Origin of the sequence: Aestuariivita sp., assembly GCF_021404545.1 — a bacterium.
Taxonomy (GTDB): Bacteria; Pseudomonadota; Alphaproteobacteria; order Rhodobacterales; family Rhodobacteraceae; genus Aestuariivita.
Window position 1 is genome coordinate 65,461 of the sequence record NZ_JAAWWD010000033.1, and the last position, 19,228, is coordinate 84,688.

Annotated in this window: 18 protein-coding genes; 6 read left to right on the forward strand and 12 right to left on the reverse strand. The window is 61.4% G+C overall.

The genetic code is table 11. The features are described from left to right. Positions 1–45: 45 nt before the first annotated feature. The 4 genes from HEP69_RS09595 to HEP69_RS09610 all read left to right on the forward strand — a co-directional run bounded on the left by HEP69_RS09595 (position 46) and on the right by HEP69_RS09610 (position 5,150). Positions 46–2,487 (forward strand): FAD-dependent oxidoreductase, encoded by a 2,442-nt coding sequence (locus tag HEP69_RS09595; protein WP_290558291.1) that lies wholly within the window; start codon positions 46–48, stop codon positions 2,485–2,487. A gap of 98 nt (positions 2,488–2,585) precedes the next feature. Next, positions 2,586–3,521: an alpha/beta fold hydrolase gene (locus HEP69_RS09600; protein ID WP_290558292.1), complete on the forward strand. Its 936-nt coding sequence runs from the start codon at positions 2,586–2,588 to the stop codon at positions 3,519–3,521. 89 nt (positions 3,522–3,610) lie between these two features. Beyond that, positions 3,611–4,519, forward strand: a complete 909-nt coding sequence (gene rarD, locus HEP69_RS09605) for an EamA family transporter RarD (RefSeq protein WP_290558293.1) — start codon at positions 3,611–3,613, stop codon at positions 4,517–4,519. Further along, the gene (locus tag HEP69_RS09610; RefSeq protein ID WP_290558294.1) at positions 4,503–5,150 is read left to right on the forward strand and encodes a pseudouridine synthase; all 648 of its coding nucleotides are present in this window, start codon (positions 4,503–4,505) and stop codon (positions 5,148–5,150) included. The genes rarD and HEP69_RS09610 overlap by 17 nt, the downstream gene beginning before the upstream one ends. On the opposite strand, the gene HEP69_RS09615 is transcribed toward HEP69_RS09610, so the two are convergent. Together HEP69_RS09615 and HEP69_RS09620 are read right to left on the reverse strand one after the other, a co-directional pair. Further along, entirely contained in the window at positions 5,151–5,996 is an 846-nt protein-coding gene (locus HEP69_RS09615) for an alpha-1,2-fucosyltransferase (protein WP_290558295.1), read from the reverse strand. Between the two features lie 110 nt (positions 5,997–6,106). Then, positions 6,107–7,546 (reverse strand): aldehyde dehydrogenase family protein, encoded by a 1,440-nt coding sequence (locus tag HEP69_RS09620; protein ID WP_290558296.1) that lies wholly within the window; start codon positions 7,544–7,546, stop codon positions 6,107–6,109. 157 nt (positions 7,547–7,703) lie between these two features. Here HEP69_RS09620 and HEP69_RS09625 point away from each other — a divergent pair, with 157 nt between their 5' ends. Beyond that, positions 7,704–8,357: a peroxiredoxin gene (locus HEP69_RS09625; protein WP_290558297.1), complete on the forward strand. Its 654-nt coding sequence runs from the start codon at positions 7,704–7,706 to the stop codon at positions 8,355–8,357. A gap of 8 nt (positions 8,358–8,365) precedes the next feature. On the opposite strand, the gene HEP69_RS09630 is transcribed toward HEP69_RS09625, so the two are convergent. The 4 genes from HEP69_RS09630 to HEP69_RS09645 all read right to left on the reverse strand — a co-directional run bounded on the left by HEP69_RS09630 (position 8,366) and on the right by HEP69_RS09645 (position 13,675). Further along, positions 8,366–9,082, reverse strand: coding sequence for a glycosyltransferase family 25 protein (locus HEP69_RS09630; RefSeq protein ID WP_290558298.1), 717 nt, complete (start codon positions 9,080–9,082; stop codon positions 8,366–8,368). A 286-nt stretch (positions 9,083–9,368) separates the two neighbouring features. Beyond that, the gene (gene pnp, locus HEP69_RS09635) at positions 9,369–11,513 is read right to left on the reverse strand and encodes a polyribonucleotide nucleotidyltransferase (protein ID WP_290558299.1); all 2,145 of its coding nucleotides are present in this window, start codon (positions 11,511–11,513) and stop codon (positions 9,369–9,371) included. Positions 11,514–11,631: 118 nt separating this feature from the next. Continuing rightward, positions 11,632–12,447 (reverse strand): prolyl oligopeptidase family serine peptidase, encoded by an 816-nt coding sequence (locus tag HEP69_RS09640; RefSeq protein ID WP_290558300.1) that lies wholly within the window; start codon positions 12,445–12,447, stop codon positions 11,632–11,634. Between the two features lie 349 nt (positions 12,448–12,796). Then, a complete protein-coding gene (locus HEP69_RS09645) occupies positions 12,797–13,675 on the reverse strand; it encodes a hypothetical protein (RefSeq protein WP_290558301.1) in 879 nt (292 codons plus the stop codon). 75 nt (positions 13,676–13,750) lie between these two features. Between HEP69_RS09645 and HEP69_RS09650 the strand changes: the two genes are divergently transcribed. Further along, the gene (locus tag HEP69_RS09650; RefSeq protein ID WP_290558302.1) at positions 13,751–14,818 is read left to right on the forward strand and encodes a sodium-dependent bicarbonate transport family permease; all 1,068 of its coding nucleotides are present in this window, start codon (positions 13,751–13,753) and stop codon (positions 14,816–14,818) included. Between the two features lie 66 nt (positions 14,819–14,884). Here HEP69_RS09650 and HEP69_RS09655 read toward each other — a convergent pair whose 3' ends face one another. The 6 genes from HEP69_RS09655 to HEP69_RS09680 form a co-directional block, all read right to left on the reverse strand. Continuing rightward, the gene (locus tag HEP69_RS09655) at positions 14,885–15,211 is read right to left on the reverse strand and encodes a hypothetical protein (protein WP_290558303.1); all 327 of its coding nucleotides are present in this window, start codon (positions 15,209–15,211) and stop codon (positions 14,885–14,887) included. A gap of 277 nt (positions 15,212–15,488) precedes the next feature. Next, on the reverse strand, positions 15,489–15,758 hold the full coding sequence (rpsO, locus tag HEP69_RS09660) for a 30S ribosomal protein S15 (RefSeq protein ID WP_290558304.1): 270 nt from the start codon (positions 15,756–15,758) through the stop codon (positions 15,489–15,491). A gap of 182 nt (positions 15,759–15,940) precedes the next feature. After that, entirely contained in the window at positions 15,941–16,939 is a 999-nt protein-coding gene (locus tag HEP69_RS09665; RefSeq protein ID WP_290558305.1) for a calcium-binding protein, read from the reverse strand. Between the two features lie 113 nt (positions 16,940–17,052). Further along, on the reverse strand, positions 17,053–17,559 hold the full coding sequence (locus HEP69_RS09670) for a DUF1643 domain-containing protein (RefSeq protein ID WP_290558306.1): 507 nt from the start codon (positions 17,557–17,559) through the stop codon (positions 17,053–17,055). Further along, positions 17,556–18,455, reverse strand: a complete 900-nt coding sequence (gene truB, locus HEP69_RS09675) for a tRNA pseudouridine(55) synthase TruB (protein WP_290558307.1) — start codon at positions 18,453–18,455, stop codon at positions 17,556–17,558. Before truB ends, HEP69_RS09670 begins: the two co-directional genes overlap by 4 nt. Positions 18,456–18,510: 55 nt before the next feature. Then, on the reverse strand, positions 18,511–19,206 hold the full coding sequence (locus HEP69_RS09680; RefSeq protein WP_290558420.1) for a phosphodiester glycosidase family protein: 696 nt from the start codon (positions 19,204–19,206) through the stop codon (positions 18,511–18,513). Between the last annotated feature and the right edge of the window lie 22 nt (positions 19,207–19,228).

Below are 19,228 nucleotides of genomic sequence, written 5' to 3' on the forward strand. Positions count from 1 at the left end.
GCGTCAGCATCCGAGACCTCTCGCTGAATACACAAAGGTGTTGCAATGACTACCCTTCCCCAATCTGCCCGCGTCGTCATCATCGGCGGCGGTGTCATCGGCTGCTCCGTGGCCTATCACCTGACCAAGCTGGGCTGGACCAATGTGGTCCTGCTCGAACGAAAACAGCTCACCTCCGGCACCACATGGCACGCGGCGGGCCTCATCGCCCAACTGCGTGCCACCGCCAACATGACCAAGCTCGCCAAATACAGCCAGGAGCTCTATGGCTGCCTGGAGACCGAAACCGGCACCGCCACCGGGTTCAAACGCGTGGGCTCGATCACCGCAGCCCTCACCGATGAGCGCCTCGAAGAGCTGCATCGCTCCGCCGGGATGGCCCGTGCCTTTGGCGTCGAGATCGAAGAGATTGGCCCCAACGAGATCAAATCCCGCTATGAACATCTCAACATCGACGGGGTGACGGGGGGCGTCTATCTGCCCAAGGACGGGCAGGGCGATCCCGCCAATATCGCGCTGGCACTGGCCAAGGGCGCGCGCCAGCGTGGCGCCATCGTCCAGGAACGCGTCAAGGCCACCGGTGTGACCCGCGACGGGCGTCGCATCACCGGCATCGACTGGGCAGCCGAAGAGGGCACCAGCGGCTACATAGCCTGTGACCACGTGGTCAATTGCGCGGGCATGTGGGGGCGTGAGGTGGGCCGGATGCTGGGCACCAACGTGCCGCTTCAGGCCTGTGAGCACTTCTATATCGTCACCGAAGCCATCGCCGGTCTCACGCAGATGCCGGTCCTGCGGGTGCCTGACGAATGCGCCTATTACAAAGAGGACGCAGGCAAGATGCTGCTCGGCGCGTTCGAGCCCGTTTCCAAACCCTGGGGGCCGATCCCCGACAGTTTCGAGTTCGATCAACTGCCCGAGGATTTCGACCATTTCGAACCGATCCTCGAAAACGCGGTCAACCGGATGCCGATGCTGGCCGATGCGGGGATCCATACCTTCTTTAACGGTCCCGAAAGCTTCACGCCCGACGATGCCTATCACCTGGGTCAGGCGCCCGAGATGGACAATGTCTGGGTTGCCGCCGGGTTCAACTCCGTCGGGATCCAATCTGCGGGCGGCGCGGGCATGGCACTGGCGCAATGGATACAGGACGGTGACAAACCTTTCGATCTGGGCGATGTGGATATCGCGCGGATGCATCCGTTTCAGGGCAACCGGCACTATCTGATGGAACGCTCCACCGAAACGCTGGGTCTGCTTTACGCCGATCACTTTCCCTTCCGGCAAAAGGCCACCGCACGCGGGGTGCGCCGCTCGCCCTTCCATCAGCATCTGCTGGATAGGGGCGCAGTGATGGGCGAGCTTGGCGGATGGGAACGCGCCAATTGGGTCGCGCGTGCGGGCCAGAGGCCCGAATACCAATACACCTGGAAACGCCAGATCTTTTTCGACAACGTCGCCGATGAGGTCAGAGCCGTGCGCGAGAATGTGGGCATGTATGACATGTCCTCCTTTGGCAAGCTGCGGGTCGAGGGGCCGGACGCCGAGAGCTTCCTCAACCGGGTCTGCGGTGCCAACATGTCCGTGCCCGTGGGCAAGATCGTCTATACGCAGTTCCTCAACCAGGCGGGTGGGATCGAGGCGGATGTGACCGTCACCCGCCTGACCGAGACGGCCTATCTGGTCGTCACCCCCGCCGTCACCCGGCTGGCGGACGAGACCTGGATGCGCCGCCATGTAGGTGAGGCAAGCGTGGTCATCACCGACGTGACTGCGGGCGAGGGCGTTCTGGCCGTGATGGGGCCCAATGCGCGCAAGCTGATGCAACGGGTCTCACCTGCCGACTTCACCAATGCCACCAACCCGTTTGGCACCGCACAGGAGATCGAACTGGGTATGGGGCTGGCCCGGATCCACCGCGTGTCGTATGTCGGAGAGCTGGGGTGGGAGATCTATGTCGGCGCCGATATGGCCGCCCATGTGTTTGAAACCATCTGGCAGGCCGGCCAGGAGATCGGGCTGAAACTCTGCGGCATGCATATGATGGACAGCGCGCGCATCGAAAAGGCATTCCGCCATTTCGGCCATGACATCACCTGCGAGGATCACGTGCTGGAGGCGGGGCTGGGCTTTGCGGTGTCGAAAGACAAGACCGATTTTATTGGCCGCGACGCGGTGCAGCGCAAACGCGATGAGGGGCTGCAGAATCGTCTGATCCAGTTCCGCCTGACCGACCCCGAGCCGCTTTTGTATCATAACGAACCCATCGTGCGGGATGGTCAGATTGTGGGCTATCTCAGCTCGGGCGCTTACGGGCATCACTTGGGCGCGGCGATTGGCATGGGCTATGTGCCCTGCGCGGGCGAGACACTCGATCAGGTTCTGGCCTCCACCTACGAGATCGACGTAGCGGGCACCCGGGTCCGCGCGGAGGCGTCGTCGCGCCCGATGTATGACCCGAAATCGGAACGGGTGCGCATCTGACGCCCTTTGTTTCCGCCCACCGGGAAAGAGACCCTTGTCATTCCGTCGATTGCCGGAAAGAAATCGGTTCATCGACACGACAGCATGACGGGGCCTTGATGCGCGTTGCACCCCTCTTTTTTCTTTTCGCTCCGATGATGGCCTTGGCGGAGACGGTCGAGATCGACGGACCAGCAGGCCCTCTTGCGGCCGAGGGGATCGCGGTTGAGGAGGCCTCGCATGCGGTGGTGATCATCCCCGGCTCCGGCCCCACGGATCGCGACGGCAACGCGCCCCAGGGCGGCATGCAATCGGACAGCTACAAGATGCTGGCCGAAGGGTTGGCGCGCGCCGGTATCGCCAGCCTGCGCATCGACAAGCGCGGCTTTTTCGCCAGCCAAACCGCTATCGCCGATCCCAACGACGTCACGATTGGCGACTATGCGCAGGATGCGCGCGACTGGATTGCGCGGGCGGCGGATCTGGCGCCCTGCGTCTGGCTCGCGGGCCATTCCGAGGGCGGCCTCGTGGCGCTGGTTGCCGCCCAGAGCCCGCCCGAAGCCCTCTGCGGTCTGATCCTCATGGCAACCCCTGGCCGCCCCATCGGTCAGCTGATGCTGGAGCAGATGCGCGCGATGCCTGGAAACGCCCCGCTGATGCCCGAGCTTGAGGCCACCGTGGCCGAGCTGGAGGCCGGGCGCACCCGCGATCCCGTGATGCTGCCTGGCGTCCTGCAACCGATGTTCTCGCTGGGTGTGCAACGCTATATGATCGACCTTTTCTCGTATGATCCCGCGGTGATCGCTGAGGGCTGGACTGGGCCGACGCTGATCGTTCAGGGCGATGCCGATATCCAGATCAAACCGCTGGATGCCGATCTGCTGACACATGCTCTGCCGCAGGCCGAGCGTGTCGATCTGCCCGGCGCCACGCATATGCTGAAAACCGATGTGCCGGGCCAGCCCTTTGTCACCTACACCGATCCGACGCTGCCGCTGCATGGCGATCTGATCCCGGCGATCAGCGGATTTGTGGACCGTCACGGGCGCCAGTGAGCCAAAGCACCGGGGCCTTTGCCCTGCGGGGCGTGGGCTTTCCAATTGCGGGTCCGCGCGATACGGAGGGATCTGAAAGGCCCGTCCCCATGCAACCATCCCCGCCTGAAGATCACGACACGACCCGCGGCTTTGCCTTTGCGATCTCGGCCTATCTGCTTTGGGGTTTTTTGCCGCTTTATCTCAAGCTGATGGACCATATCCCGCCGACCGAGGTGGTGGCGCATCGTATCCTTTGGTCCGTCCCGCTGGCCGGGCTGTTGCTGATTGTGTTGCGGCGCACGCGCGATCTGCGCGCCGCGCTGACCTCTCCCCGGGTGCTGGGCATGGCCTGTGTGACGGCGGGTCTCGTATCGGTCAACTGGGGCGTCTATGTCTGGGCGATCAGCAGCGGCAACGCGGTCGAGGCGGCTTTGGGGTATTATATCAATCCGCTCTTCAGCGTCTTTCTGGGTGCGGTTCTGCTGCGCGAGCGCCTGACCCGCGCCCAGGTCTTTGCCATCGCGCTTGCCGCAGGTGCCGTGATCGTGCTGACCATCGAGGCGGGTACCTTGCCTTGGGTTGCGCTGGCGCTGACCTTCAGTTGGGGCTTTTATGCGTTCTTCAAGAAATGGCTGCCCATCGGCCCCAACCAGGGGTTCCTGCTTGAGGTGCTGATCCTGTCGCCCATCGCCCTTGGCTATCTGATCTATCTCGGTCAGTTGGGCGTTGGCCATTTCCCCGGAACGACAACCGATATGTGGCTGCTCATCGGCAGTGGTGCTGCCACTGCGGTCCCACTGATCATTTATGCCAATGGCGCCAAGGGGCTGCGTCTTTCGACCATCGGGATCCTGCAATACATCACGCCGACGATGATCTTTCTGGTTGCCATCTTCCTGTTTGGCGAGGAGTTCAGCGGTGCACGGCTGATCGCCTTTCCGATGATCTGGCTGGCGCTTGCGATCTATACTACCTCCCTGATCCGGACCATGCGGAGGCGTGCCAATGTCGTATGATCCGCCGCAAACCTCGCTGGATGTGCTTTATGAAGATGCCCATGTCATCGCGGTGAACAAACCTGCCGGGCTGTTATCGGTGCCTGGCAAAGGCCCCGACTTGCACGATTGTCTGCTTACGCGCCTTCAGGCGGCTTTTCCCGACACATTGCTGGTGCATCGGCTGGACCGCGATACGTCCGGCGTGATGATCTTTGCACTGACGCCTCATGCACAGCGGGTGCTCTCAAAGACCTTTGAGCTGCGCAAGGCCCGCAAAACCTATGTGGCCCGCGTCTGGGGGCGGCTACAGCCCAGGACGGGGCGGGTAGATCTGCCGCTGGCTGTCGACTGGCCGAACCGGCCCAGACAGATGGTCGACACCGAGAATGGCAGACCCGCCGCCACAGATTGGCGCGTGGTCAAGGATGCCGAAGCTGAGACCCGCGTCCGCCTGTTTCCGCATACCGGCCGCAGTCACCAGCTCAGGGTGCATATGCTGTCGCTTGGACATCCGATCCTGGGAGATCCGCTCTATGCGACCGGCCCTGCGGCAGAATTTCCGCGCATGATGCTGCATTCCGAAGAGCTGCGCCTCAGCCATCCGGAAAATGGCAAGGGGCTGAAATTCCGCGCGGCCCCTGAATTCTGATCAGACGGCGATCTTCATCCAAGCGTCGGGCAGGATATCGGGGTTGCTGAGCTTGGGGTCGCCGAACCACCGCGCGGGCCCCGCCACACGCTTGTGGGGACAGGTGTTCAGCCAGGCGGCCCACCAGGAAAAGGACGAATTGCCAATAATGTTGTGCTGGCACAGCGACATCAGGCGCATATCCTCGAAATCCGTCTCAGGCCCGTTGAAATCCACCACGACCCTGTCGCAGGGCAGGGGCAGGTTGTCACGCGCCCAGGCGGGATCGTCGGAAAAGACAAACACTGTCGGCCGCCCTTCCAACCCGTCCAGGACCCGCGTCAAGGCGGCCTCGTAATAGGATCTGTCGCAGAGCACATGCGCCTTGAGCGCCACGTAGTCGCCGCGCCTTACATGCAGCGAAATCGCCATGCTTTCACCAATACGCGCGGCCATCTCCGCGTTTTGGGCATTGGAGAAAGCCGGAAAGGTGAAATCGGCGCGTATGCGGTCCTCGATCGTGTCGAAGTACCGCACGCATTGCCAATACCCATGTAGATAGACATCGTCGGGCAAGCTCTTGAAGGCTGGATTGAAGCCCAATCCACGCTCTCTCACAAACCGGGGTCGCCCTCCAAAACACCGCCAAAGGCCATAGCGCAGCATGCCCTCATGCTTGGCCGGTGGCCGTCGCTCAGGCTCGGACAGATCCAGATCGAACACCCGTGTCAGCACGCCTTCTGCGCGACGTATAGCGCCCCGCGCATCCAAAGCGACCTCAACGCCATGCCGCTCTGCCAAGGCGCGCGCGGCGGCATATTGAAACATCTGATTGCCAAGGCGGCCATGTAAACGCGCATAGATCATTGCACGGTCCATACGCGAGACGCGCTCAGGCTGCCACCCGCTCGTTTCTGGCCTGACCACGCAAAAGAGCCGCCCCTCGGGACGGCTCGCCTGTCTGTTCATCAGATGATTTATTCAGGCGTCCAGCCCGAAACGGATTTGATTTCCAGAAAATCCTCGATCCCATAGACGCCGCCTTCGCGCCCGTTGCCGGACTGTTTCATGCCTCCGAAAGGTGCACCTGCCGCGCGGCCTTGTCCGTTCATCTCGACCATACCAGAGCGCAGCCTGCGGGCCAGACGGTTGGCGCGCGAAGTGTCACCGGTCTGAACATAGTTGGTCAGGCCATAGACGGTGTCATTCGCCATCTCGACGGCCTCCTCTTCGTCGTCGAACTTCATGATCGACAGAACGGGGCCAAAGATCTCCTCGCGCGCTATGGTCATGTCACTGGTCACATCGGCAAAGATCGTGGGGCGCACGTAGTAGCCTTTGTTGAACCCTTCGGGCCGCCCTGGACCACCGGCCACCAGCCGCGCGCCTTCGTCAATGCCTTTCTGGATCAGGCCCTGGATCTTGGTCCATTGCAGCTCATTCACGACGGGGCCGATATGGCGCCCCTCGTCATGGGCCGACCCGACGCTGATCTTGGCCACGGCTTCGGTCGCGGCCTCAACGGCCTGATCGTAAACGCTTTCTTCGACAATCATCCGGCTGGGTGCGTTACAGCTCTGGCCGGTATTGTTCATCATATGCATCACGCCACGCTTGACCGCCTTGTCATCGGCATCCGCAAAGATCAGGTTTGCGCCCTTGCCGCCCAGCTCCAGATGCACTTTCTTCAGCGTATCGGCGGCATTCTTGGAAATTGCCGTGCCCGCCCTGGTCGAGCCGGTAAAGCTGACCATGTCGATATCCGGATGGGCCGAGAGCTGTGAGCCCACGCCCACACCGTCACCGTTCACAAGGTTGAAGACGCCGCGCGGAAAGCCCGCCTCATGCATGCATTCGGCGAAGATCATCGCGTTGAGCGGGCTCTGTTCTGAAGGCTTGAGAACCATCGTACAGCCCGCCACCGCAGCGGCCCCTACCTTGAGCGTGATCTGGTTCTGCGGCCAGTTCCATGGCGTGATCAGGGCAGCGACGCCCACCGCTTCATAGATGATCCGGTCATTGGGCGCGTGATCACCCAGCGGCTTGTCGAACTCAAACGCTTTGGCCGCGCGGATGAAGTTCTTCAGGTGAAAGGCGCCAGAAGGCACCTGTTGCTGACGTGCCATGTCGATGGGCGCGCCCATCTCCATCGAGGTTGCCCGGGCGATATCCTCGGAGCGGGTCTTGAATACGTCCAGCAGTTTTTCCACCAGCGCGATCCGCTCTGCGGGTGGGGTTGCCATCCAGCCGGGCAAGGCGGCCTTGGCGGCGGCCACGGCGGCGTCGGTGTCGGCCTGACTGCCCAGAGAGATTACGGCGCAAGGCTCCTCGGTCGAGGGGTCGATGACGTGGAAATCATTGGCTTCCGCTGGGTCGACCCAAGCTCCGTTGATGTAGAACTGACGTTTCTCGATCATGCTGGACGCTCCCATATCCATTTACATGTCCGACCGGGCGGTCGGCGATTCGGCGCCACTCTGTCACCCCGCTCTGTCGGGGGCAAGAGAGGGGATGTAACCCCCAAGCTCAGCGTCTAGGGTGTGCCCAATCTTGAGTCGCTAGAAGGAGGACAACATGGCACTTCGTATCAATGACACCATCCCCAACCTGACGGTCGAAACCGATCACGGCAGCATTACCCTGCATGACTGGATCGGCGACAGCTGGGCGATCCTGTTTTCGCACCCCAAGGATTTTACGCCCATCTGCACCACCGAATTCGGCGCTGTCGCACAGCTGGCCGCCGAATGGGACAAACGTGGCACCAAAGTGATCGGCGTGTCGGTGGACGGGGTCGAGGACCACAAGAAATGGAAAGGCGATATCGAGGTTGCCGGTGGCGCCAAGCCGGGATTCCCGATTATCGCCGATACCGGGCTGGAAGTCTCCAAAGCCTTCGACATGTTGCCGTCCGAGGCGTATCTGCCGGATGGGCGCACGCCGAATGACACGGCAACCGTGCGCTCGGTCTTTATCATCGGGCCAGACAAGCAACTGAAACTGTCGATGACCTATCCGATGAATGTGGGTCGCAACTTTGCCGAAGTTCTTCGCGCGCTCGACGGTTTGCAAACGGCCGCCAAGAATGGTGTGGCGACCCCCGCCAACTGGGAAGTGGGCCAGGATGTGGTTATTCCCGCAACCGTCTCGGACGAAGACGCAAAGGCCAAATTCGGTGAGTTCAAGACCGTGCTGCCGTATCTGCGGATGACCAAGCTGCCGGGATAAAGGCAGGTCTACGCCTTTTGCGGTCTTGCTGCGATCTTCGCGCGATAGGCTGCACGTTTGATTTCCCGCGCCAGTTTCCCGCTGGCGCGGGTTCTTGTTTGAATCGTCGAACCACCGATTGCGTCGGCAATTTCACGGTTGCCATTGGGCAAGAGCGTATGCACCGGCTGACCGGTCACCCAGTGCATTTGCAGCCAGGTGTCGATGGGCCGGTCTATTTCCCGGCTGGCCCGCAACAGCCGCGCCGCCGCGCGCGCGCCCACGGCCATGCAGATACATTGCAGGCCGATGACCTTGGGCAAGATCAACTGCATCTCGCCATCTTGTGTCAGAACATGTGTAGGCGTTTCACGATCTTTGACCGGCATCCGCACCACCATGTCGGGCGTCATATGAGCGTCAAGTATCCTGAGCGCGCGCGCCAGCATGTCCGGGTCCACGGCAAGATCGTCTTCCACGATCAACCCCCGGTCCCATCCGCGATCCAGAACGGTCTGCCAGCAGGCCCGGTGGCTCTCGAAGACGCCGATTTCGGCGGGACGTAAAGCGAAGGGATAGGCTGGGTGATGCAGGTTCCCGGCCCGTATCGTTAGGGATCCGATCCGCGTCAGATCACGGCCATCCACTGCCTCGACCAGTTCCGCATTGGGCAGGTCTTGTATCAGCCGCTCCGCATTTGGACGGCGCGCATGGCTTTTGGTCATATGAATGATCAGGCTGTGCATGTGCCCTCATTACCCTGCGGGTCACCGTCTCGCCAGATATCATCAGTCCCGCCAGAAAGGAGCGGCTGCGCCGCAGACGATTCAATTTGTGCGGGGCCGCACGGGCCTTGGGACGCTGTCCCAAACCCTGGGAATATTTAAGGCCAGAAGAAGCAGAGGTGCTCCCTCACAGTTCTTCTCTTTCAAAATACCGGCGGGGGAGGCCGTAGGCCGGGGGCAGAGCCCCCAGAAAAGACTGAGGCCTCCCAAGACGGAAGGCCTCAGTTCAGGTCTCTAAAGAAGCAGCTTACTCAGCCTCTTCTTTCTTCTTCTCTTCGCGAGGGGCGTCTTGCCCCGTCTCCTGATCGACGACTTTCATCGACAGGCGCACCTTGCCGCGATCGTCAAAGCCCAACAGTTTGACCCAGACTTCTTGTCCTTCCTTCAGCACATCCGAAGGATGATTCAGGCGACGGTTTTCGATCTGGCTGACATGTACCAACCCGTCGCGCTTGCCAAAGAAGTTCACAAAGGCGCCAAAGTCCACAATCTTGACAACTGTGCCCTTGTAGATGTGCCCTTCCTCGGGTTCGGCCACGATCGAATGGATCATGTCATAGGCTTTCTGGATTGAATCGCCATTCGGTGACGCAATCTTGATGATGCCCTCGTCGTTGATATCGACCTTGGCACCGGACACTTCAACGATCTCGCGGATCACCTTGCCGCCCGATCCGATGACTTCGCGGATCTTGTCGGTAGGGATCTGCATCGTCTCGATGCGCGGTGCATGAACGCTGAAATCGCCCGCTTCGGTCAGGGCATTGGCCATCTCGCCCAGAATGTGCATCCGACCGTCCTTGGCCTGTGCCAGCGCTTTTTCCATGATCTCGGGCGTGATGCCCGCGACCTTGATGTCCATTTGCAGCGAGGTGATGCCGTTTTCGGTGCCAGCCACCTTGAAGTCCATGTCGCCCAGATGATCCTCGTCACCCAGAATGTCAGTCAGGATCGCATAGGATCCATCCTCTTCCAGGATCAGGCCCATGGCCACGCCTGCTACTGGCGCTTTGAGCGGCACGCCGGCATCCATCATCGACAAAGAGCCGCCGCAGACCGACGCCATTGAAGACGAGCCGTTCGATTCCGTGATCTCGGACACGACACGCACTGTATATGGAAAATCGGTGGGCGCGGGCAGCACGGCTTGCAATGCGCGCCAGGCCAGTTTGCCGTGACCGATCTCGCGACGGCCCGGAGGGCCCACGCGGCCCGCTTCGCCCACCGAATAGGGGGGGAAGTTGTAGTGCAGCAGGAAGTTCGATTTGAAATTCCCATGCAGCGCGTCGATGAACTGTTCATCGTCACCGGTGCCCAGCGTGGTCACCACGAGGCCTTGGGTCTCGCCACGCGTGAAGAGCGCCGAGCCGTGTGTCCTGGGCAAAAGGCCGGTTTCGCAAACGATCGGGCGTACCGTGTCGGTATCGCGCCCGTCGATCCGCTTGCCGGTCTTGACCACATCGCCGCGCAGGATCGCCGCTTCAAGCTTCTTGATGGCTTGCACGACGTTGATGTCGTCACGCTGTTCTTCGGTCAGGCTTTCCAGGATGTGATCGCGCGCGGCGTTTTGCGCCGTGGTCCGCTCCTGCTTGTCCTGGATCTTGTAGGCCTCCCGCAGTTTGTCTTCACCGGCGGCTTTGACAGCGGCATAGATCTCCGAGATGTCGGCGGGCTGATAATCGAACGGCTCTTTCGCGGCATCCTCGGCCAGGGCAATGATCAGGTCGATCACTGGCTGAATTTGCTCATGCGCGAAGTTCACCGCGCCCAGCATTTCCGCCTCGGTCAGCTCATAAGCTTCGGATTCGACCATCATCACGGCGTTCTTGGTGCCTGCAACAACCAGATCCAGACGCTGATCGGGGTTCATGCGCAGCTCGTGCATGTCATCGACCGTGGGGTTCAGGACGTATTCGCCATCCTCGTATCCAACCCGGCAGCCTGCAATCGGACCCCGGAACGGTGCCCCGGAAATGGTCAGTGCGGCAGACGCGGCGATCATTGCCACGATGTCCGGGTCGTTGACCAGGTCGTGGCTGAGCACGGTGCACATCACCAGCACTTCGTTCTTGAAGCCTGGAACAAACAGCGGACGGATCGGACGGTCGATCAGACGCGCGGTCAGTGTCTCTTTTTCGGTTGGGCGGGCTTCGCGCTTGAAGAAGCCACCGGGCACTTTACCGGCGGCATAGTATTTTTCCTGATAATGCACGGTCAGAGGAAAGAAATCCTGACCCGGCTTGGGCTGCTTGGCAAAGGTCACGTTTGCCATGACAGAGGTCTCACCCAATGTGGCAATAACCGAGCCATCTGCCTGACGGGCAACTTTACCCGTTTCCAGTGTGAGCGTTTCTTCGCCCCACTGTATCGACTTCGTAGAAATGTTAAACATCGTTCGTCCTATCTTGGGAGCACTCGCAGGCGTATCCCGCGTCTCCCGTTTGAATGGCGGCCCCATTGCCGCCGACCCCAATCCTTTTCGCGAACGCCGGGGTCCAAAGCGTACCGTCTCAGATAGCCAGCGCCATACATGGTTTTGGGCTGCATGAAAAGGCCACTGATTTTCCTGGCAATCCGCGTTCAGTCCAGCAGATCCGCAGCCAGTTGGGCCGGGTCCCAGCCGCCATCGCGCCCGTCCAGATGCCGGGCCAGAAACGTCTCGATCGCGCGGGTGCGGCGCACGTGGTTTTGCCAGCGCGAGACGCTGTGCCCTCATCCTCGAATATCAGCGCCTCGACCAGCTTGTCCGCGGCGCGCGCATCGCGCAGATGGGTTTCGGTCTGTTCGAACCCAACCACACCGTCGCGCTTTCCGGCGAGAAAGAGGATCGGTACCGCCTGATCCCGGACCCGGGCGATGGGCGAAAAGCGGCGCATATCCTCGATCTCCTCGGACCGGTCGATCCGCCCGAAATAGCGCTCCAGATAGACCGTGTTAAGCCCCCAGGCGGCGGGGTTGTTGCGCATCTGGTGTTCCACATCCAGAACCGCGTTTTTCACGATGGCGACGGTGAACGGGCTGTCGGGATCGGTGGCGGCCATCGCCGCGCCGTACCCTCCATAGCTGCTGCCCATGATCGTCGGCGCCTGCGCATCGCCATAGCCGTGGGCCACCCCCCAGGCCGCAGCGCCGTAAAGATCGGTCTGCATCTCGCGCCCATATGCGCCAGACCCCATGGCCTGAAACGCCTTGCCATACCCGGTCGAGCCACGGAAATTCACCGCCAGCACCCCATAGCCGGGATTGACCAGAAACTGGCGGAAATGGTCATAAGCCGAGCTTAGGTGATACGCGGGTCCGCCATGCACCTCGACGATCAGCGGCACCGGGCCCCTCCGCGCCTGGCGGCAGCATCAACAGCGACGGAAGCGGGACACCATCGCGCGCGGGGATCGTGACCTCGCGCGTGTCGGCAAGCTTTCCGGCATGCGATTGCCGGAAATGGAACCTGCCAAGCGGTGTGATGCGCCCCTCTTCGAGATCGAGCAGCAAGTAGTCATAGCTTTTGGCATCCGGTGACACCGTGACGGTGACGAACCGCCCCGTCCCGGCCCAATGCGCACTCTCCAGCTCGACCCGGTCGTCAAGACTTTGGATCAGCCGCGCAAACCGCGCGCCTCATTCGGATGTCGGCAGCATCTGGGCATCTGCGGCGGCCCTGAGCAGGGCGTCAATCTACCCGTCATGCGGGTCGAAATCTATCGAATGGGTAAAATCGACCGTCTCATGCGCGGCCAGGACTGTCTCCTGCCTCTTGGCTAGATCGAACTGAACGAGGGCCACCGTGTCGCGCGCCCGTGACGACAGCGCCAGCTCGAACCCGTCTGCGGGCACAACCTCGCGCACCCAGATCGTGTCGAGCGGATCGACCGTGAAGGCCGATTGCCATTCATCCTCCACCCTCTTCAGGACATCGACGCGGTCATCGTCCATCCGGTCAAAGCGCAGCACCGGTGTCAGTGCTGCATCCAGCGACCAGCCCAGGGTCTGCCCCTCGTTCTCAAGCTGCAGGGTCTTGCCGCTGCCATCCTGCCGCGTTGTGAAAAGGTCGGAAAAGGCGGGGTTGCGATCCCGAGAGCTGACAAGCCACAGCTCGTCGGGCCCCGTTACGCGGTTTTCGACGAAATAACCCCGAAATCCGCGCGGCGTGATGTCCTGCCAGGCCTCGGGCGCGGGCTCGGCAGGATCGATCCGCCACATGCGGGTATCGATGAACGCATAAAGCGCAGGCGCGATATCCGACCAAAAAATGTGATCGACATCTTCGATATGGGCAGTGTCGGTCCGTGTCGCGGTGTCCTGGACGGTCACGACCTGGCTCAGACCCCACACAGCGCGAAACGCCACATACTCACCCGCGACGGAGGGTTTGTATTCCCAGGCAGAGTTGCGTTCGATCCAGAAATCCCACACCGGGATGAGGCCCGGCAGATCGGCCTCGGCCAGCGTCTGGTGGGTGGCGGGTATGTTCCGGGTGGCCCAGAGATAGCTGCTGCTATCCGCGACCAGCGCCAGGACGACCAGAATACCAAACCCTCTTGCAATCCACTTCATGCTGCCGTGATCCTTTGCTCAACCCTTGGCCAGGCTTGGCTCTTGTGACCCTCGGCGTGCAACGGTCAAAGGGGGATGACACGCTTCCCTTTGCTCTTTGAGCGGAATTGCACCATCTATGGGCAAAACCATATCGGGGGCATCATGGACATATTGGCGGATTTCCTGCTGCGGCTGGTGGCGCAGTTTCAGTCGCCGTCGCTGGCCTTTTTGATCGGCGGGTTTCTGGTGGCGGCCTTTGGGTCCAAGCTGCAAATCCCGGATTCGATCTATCAATTCTGTGTGTTCATGCTGTTGATGCGGATCGGGCTGAATGGCGGGATGGAGATCCGCGACGCCAACCTGACCGAGATGATCCTGCCTGCCCTGGCCGCGATGGGGATCGGCGCGGGGATCGTCCTTTTGGGGATTGTCACCCTTGGTCTCTTGCCGGGGATCAAACGTGCGGATGCGATTGCGACAGCGGGTCTGTTTGGGGCGGTGTCGGCCTCAACACTCGGGGCGGCGATGGTTGTGCTGGAGTTCGAGAATATGGAGTATGAGGCCTGGGTGCCCGCGCTCTATCCATTCATGGACATTCCTGCACTGGTGCTGGCGATTGTACTGGCGGGTGTGCACAAGGCCAAAACAGCCCCGGACAGACCCGCTGTATCTGCTTGGTCGATCACCAAGGAAAGCCTGCAGGGATCTGCCCTTTCGGCGTTGATTTTGGGGCTGGCCCTGGGCTTGCTGACGCGGCCCGAACAGGTATTCGAGACGTTTTACGATCCGCTTTTCCGGGGGCTCTTGTCGGTTTTGATGCTGATCATGGGGATGGAGGCCTGGTCCCGCCTGGCCGAGCTGCGGCGCGTTGCGCAGTGGTACGCGGTCTACGCCTTTGTGGCCCCAATCGCGCATGGGCTGATCGCTTTTGGCATCGGTTACCTGATCCATCTGGCCACCGGCTTCAGCCCTGGCGGTATCGTTCTTCTGGCGGTTCTGGCGGCCTCCTCCTCGGACATCTCGGGGCCGCCGACCTTGCGCGCGGGCATACCGGAGGCGAACCCTTCGGCCTATATCGGCGCGTCCACTTCCGTGGGCACGCCGGTGGCGATTGGGCTGTGCATCCCGTTGTTCATCGCGCTGGCGCAGGTGGTGTTCTGATCCGATTGCACATTCCGCCGAAAGGGATGGCAGCGAAGACACGGTCCAATGCAAAGCCGAAACGCTCTAATCGTCGATCCTGAGGAATTTGTGCGGGCGCAGGATCTGCACCTCTTCGACATAGGTGATGCCGGAATAGTTGTCGAAAAAGGCCCCGGCCACCGCATCGGCAATGGCCTCGGCCATTTCGAGCGAGCCGACGATCACCTCGATCTTCACATTCGCCGAGATTCCTGACACGCCCGGCCGGTTGCTTGAGCGTTTTCCACGGCTGCCCTTACCCCCGGCGGATACATGCGTGTACCCGGTCGCGCCCTGCGCTTCGATGATCTCTGCCACGCGATCCAGGATGACCCGTTCCGTGATGATCACAACCTTTTGCGCGGTATACATGGGCCTGCACCCCTCTTTCAGAACCTCAGCGCGATTAGGGCGCTAAACGAGCAAGGAGCGCAAGCTCCGTTCTTGGCTTGTGCACAATGTATCCAAAGCGAATGTTGGGGTGGCGCACCGGATGAGGGACGGTCGGCAATCCTCCACTCACCGGGTCTTACGGATGCAATACCCCGCGCGAGCAGGTATAAACGGCATGGCGGATTGCTATATCGAAACAAAAAACGCCTGCCCGGATGTTGGGCAGGCGTTTGGAATTTCGGTGCTCTGAGCCGGGTTAGCGGCGCAGACCCAGACGCTTGATCAGGTCCTGATAGCGGCCCTCATCCTTGGCCTTGAGGTAGTCCAGCAATTTGCGGCGTTGGGCGACCATCTTGAGCAGACCACGGCGCCCGTGGTTGTCTTTCTTGTGGGTCTTGAAATGCTCGGTCAGGGTCGAGATGCGCGAGCTGAGGATGGCAACCTGCACTTCGGGCGAACCGGTATCGCCGTCCTTAGTTGCAAAATCCTTCATCACCTGCGCTTTGGCTTCTGCGGTAATCGACATCGGGGTCTCCTTGGATAAAGTTGATGTGAATGGCACAGGCCGGGATGTCGTCCAGCGCAGGCCCTTGGAGATATTCGCCCGGCCCCCCGTGACGGGGCGATTCCGGGTTGGAATGGGGGCGTATAGGCGGATTGGCCACCAATAGCAAAGAGATTGTTGAGGTGTTTGACGATCACCTGCGGTCAGGGCGCGGCGAACCCAAGCGCAGTGGCCTCAACACTGGTAAGAAGCGCGATGGTGTCGGAAGATATGTCCGCGCCGCCACGGACCAAGGCCACAACCTCCCCATCCATGCGCAGATGCACATCGTTGGGGTTTTCCGCATCCGGCACCAGATCGATTTCGGGCTGGTCGCCCATGTCCCCGTCCCAGATCATCACAAGACGATCCTCGGCTGCGTCGAAATCCATTACATCGACGGCGCTGCCATGCACGACCCAGTCCCCCAGAAACAGCGTATCCGCCCCGTCGCCGGTGGTAACGATGTCGCCTTCGCCTGCTGTAATCGCGTCTGAACCGCCGCCACCGTTCAGGAAATCGACCTGATCTTCCGCATTGGCGTCGGCATCTTCCACACCGTCGAGCATGTCGTCGCCCCAGCCACCAAAGAGCGTATCGGCGCCGTCACCGCCCGTCAGAGTGTCGTCTCCCAGGCCACCATGGAGCGCATCATCGCCCGACCCGCCCAGAACGACATCGTCCCCGGCGGACCCATGCATCTGATCGTCGCCCTCCTGACCGTCGAGGATATCATCGTCATTGCCACCATAGCCGGTATCGTCGCCCGACCCGCCCATCAGGACATCCTGGCTGTCTTCGCCATGGAGATGATCGTCGCCCGCGCCCCCGGTGAGGGTATCCTGACCGTCCGCGCCATGCAGATGGTCATGACCTTCGGCACCGTCGATCAGGTCATCCCCGGCATACCCGTTGATCTCATCGTTGCCCTCGGCGCCGGTGATGAGATCCCCCATATCCCCGCCCGAAAGGGTATCGGCGCCCTCACCGCCGATTAAGTCAAGCAGATCGATGGTGCCTTCCTCAACCGGGTCCGGATTGGCGCGCGCATCTTGTGCGTCTGCCTCGTCGCGGGCGGTGTCGTCGTCATCCGGGTCCATAATGCCGGACAGACCGGCCGCGCCCACGGCAACGATTCCCATCAATCCAGCCAGCCAAAACATGATGCGCTCCGCAAACACCGACAATAGGTTCCAAGGATGGTAAGATCGCATGGCCCGCTATGCCGGGTCAAATTCAACCGGGTCAGATGGTTAATGCGCCGTGAAAAGCGGTGTCAGAGCCAGGACTCGGGCCTCTGGGTATAGGCGATATAGAGCGGATGCTTGGGGTGGCCCGCCTTGCTCAGACCAAGATGATAGAGCGGGTGGCCCGCGCCGCGTAACAGCGCCTCGACCGCCGGTCCCCTATTCAGATGAGCGCCATGGGTGCCCCAGGCCGCGACGATCTGATCGGCCCAGCCCGCCCCGGCAAGGATTGCCGCATCATTGGCGGGGCCAACGGGATCGGCTGCGGCGCGCATCTTTCTGGGATCGGTATCGCGCCAGGCAAAGATGTTGGTGACCTGAAATGCGCCGAACCCCAACGCACGGGCGCGCCGTTCGCACCGCTCGACAGTGGGGTCGTTTTGCACTTCGGTCGCGGTGGAGGGGTTGAGCATCACAAAAAGCGCCTTGCGCCCGGTCTCGTCCCAGACCCGGGTGAGGCTGTAGCGATAGTGCTCACAATCGGAATAGATCGCGGTGGAGGGCGCGTCCCCTTTGGTATGGGTCCGGGTGATCACTGGTTAAAGACGCGGCTGGGGTGCAATTCCCCGGATTTGTAGATGCCCACTGCCACGGCCTTGCCGTCCAACGAGGCCCAGCATTCATCGCCATATTCCGCAACCGCCGCGATCACCATGCCGGGGTTGCCATTGCGCAGGCGCGTGGCCCCTTCCGGTGTGCAGCGCAGCTCTGGCAGATCGTAGAGACCGGCCTCGACAGGATGTAGATGGGAATCCAGATCCGGCGTCCGGGCCAGCGCCTCGATGCGATCGATGCTCAACCCATCCTTGGCATCGAAAGGGCCGGACCACACACGGCGCAACGTGGTGACATGCCCATAGCAGCCCAGTGCCGCGCCCAGATCGCGTGCGATCGCGCGCACATAGCCGCCTTTGCCGCAGGTCATCTCAAGCGTGACGTAATCGGCATCGAGCCGGTCGGTCAGGATCAACTCTTCGACCCAGAGGGGGCGGGCCGACAGCTCCACATCCTCACCCGCGCGCGCCATCTTGTAGGCACGCTGCCCGTCGATCTTGACGGCCGAGAATTTCGGCGGGACCTGCATGATGTCACCGACAAACGGGCTGAGGGCCTGTTTGATCTCATCATCTGTCGGGCGCAGATCGCTGGCGGCGATGACTTCGCCTTCGGCATCGTCGGTGTTGGTTGCCTGGCCCAGCCGCACGGTAAAGCTGTAGGCCTTGAGCGCATCGGTAATGTACGGCACGGTTTTGGTTGCCTCGCCCAGGGCGACGGCCAAAACACCGGTCGCCTCGGGGTCCAACGTGCCGGCATGGCCGGCCTTCTTGGCGCCGAAGGCCCAGCGTACCTTGTTCACGACGGCCGTTGAGGTCATGCCCGCGGGCTTGTCCACCACCAGCCATCCAGAAATATCGCGTCCCTTGCGTGCCACGGCGCCGTACCCCTGTTTTCAGACGAGTCGCCTTATACGCATCGGCCTTGCAGGGTCAATCGTCGGCCGGTGCAACCACGCCGATGATCGGCCCCATGCGAAAGCCCTTGTCATGCCGGTCGAGCGCCGGGGCGTAGATGCGAGAAATGTTCCCGTCGAGAAACAGTGCGTTGGGCAGGCCCAGGTCATCGCGGAAAAAGCGCGCAAATTCGTGGAACGTGACCGGAATCCGCGAGATCGCAAAAACCACACGTGTTCCATCCGCGCTGCTGCCGACCCCGTTGCGGATAAAGCGCGACGTGCTATCGGGCAGAAACCGTGGATGCAGTTTGCCACCGATCACGAGCATCGGCCCCGATTGCGTGGCAAAACGGCAGGCGGGCGGGTTGGCGGCAAAGGCCTCGGTCTCGATCACGTCGGCGCGGTCCTCGCGGATGCAAAACACACCGTTGGGGACCAACCCGAAATTGCCGGTGGACGCGCCGCGAATCAGGCGCATCTTTTCCACATTGTCTTCGATGAAAAGACCGACGGGCGCGCGGTCTTCGTGATACATGCCGCCATTCATCCCGAACGAGAGTGTCATATCGTCCTGTGCCAGCATGTCCTTGACCGCATCGAACTGGGCCAAGGGTGTCTCGGCGGCATCGTTCAAAAACAGACGGATGTCTGCGTGGCGGGCGTCGACCTCACACAGCGCATAGATATTGTTGCCCTGGCTGCGTTCTTCACAGACCGGCGGCTCTGCCAGAACGGCGGCGGCGCTGGCCGAC

What these genes read in the sequence shown, in the direction of transcription:
- HEP69_RS09620 (WP_290558296.1), bottom strand. Translation starts at nt 7,546, where the DNA reads ATGATCGAGAAACGTCAGTTCTACATCAACGGAGCTTGGGTCGACCCA.
- HEP69_RS09595 (WP_290558291.1), top strand. Translation starts at nt 46, where the DNA reads ATGACTACCCTTCCCCAATCTGCCCGCGTCGTCATCATCGGCGGCGGT.
- rpsO (WP_290558304.1), bottom strand. Translation starts at nt 15,758, where the DNA reads ATGTCGATTACCGCAGAAGCCAAAGCGCAGGTGATGAAGGATTTTGCA.
- HEP69_RS09625 (WP_290558297.1), top strand. Translation starts at nt 7,704, where the DNA reads ATGGCACTTCGTATCAATGACACCATCCCCAACCTGACGGTCGAAACC.
- HEP69_RS09650 (WP_290558302.1), top strand. Translation starts at nt 13,751, where the DNA reads ATGACACGCTTCCCTTTGCTCTTTGAGCGGAATTGCACCATCTATGGG.
- HEP69_RS09600 (WP_290558292.1), top strand. Translation starts at nt 2,586, where the DNA reads ATGCGCGTTGCACCCCTCTTTTTTCTTTTCGCTCCGATGATGGCCTTG.
- pnp (WP_290558299.1), bottom strand. Translation starts at nt 11,513, where the DNA reads ATGTTTAACATTTCTACGAAGTCGATACAGTGGGGCGAAGAAACGCTC.
- rarD (WP_290558293.1), top strand. Translation starts at nt 3,611, where the DNA reads ATGCAACCATCCCCGCCTGAAGATCACGACACGACCCGCGGCTTTGCC.
- HEP69_RS09655 (WP_290558303.1), bottom strand. Translation starts at nt 15,211, where the DNA reads ATGTATACCGCGCAAAAGGTTGTGATCATCACGGAACGGGTCATCCTG.
- HEP69_RS09665 (WP_290558305.1), bottom strand. Translation starts at nt 16,939, where the DNA reads ATGTTTTGGCTGGCTGGATTGATGGGAATCGTTGCCGTGGGCGCGGCC.
- HEP69_RS09630 (WP_290558298.1), bottom strand. Translation starts at nt 9,082, where the DNA reads ATGCACAGCCTGATCATTCATATGACCAAAAGCCATGCGCGCCGTCCA.
- HEP69_RS09615 (WP_290558295.1), bottom strand. Translation starts at nt 5,996, where the DNA reads ATGATCTATGCGCGTTTACATGGCCGCCTTGGCAATCAGATGTTTCAA.
- HEP69_RS09645 (WP_290558301.1), bottom strand. Translation starts at nt 13,675, where the DNA reads ATGAAGTGGATTGCAAGAGGGTTTGGTATTCTGGTCGTCCTGGCGCTG.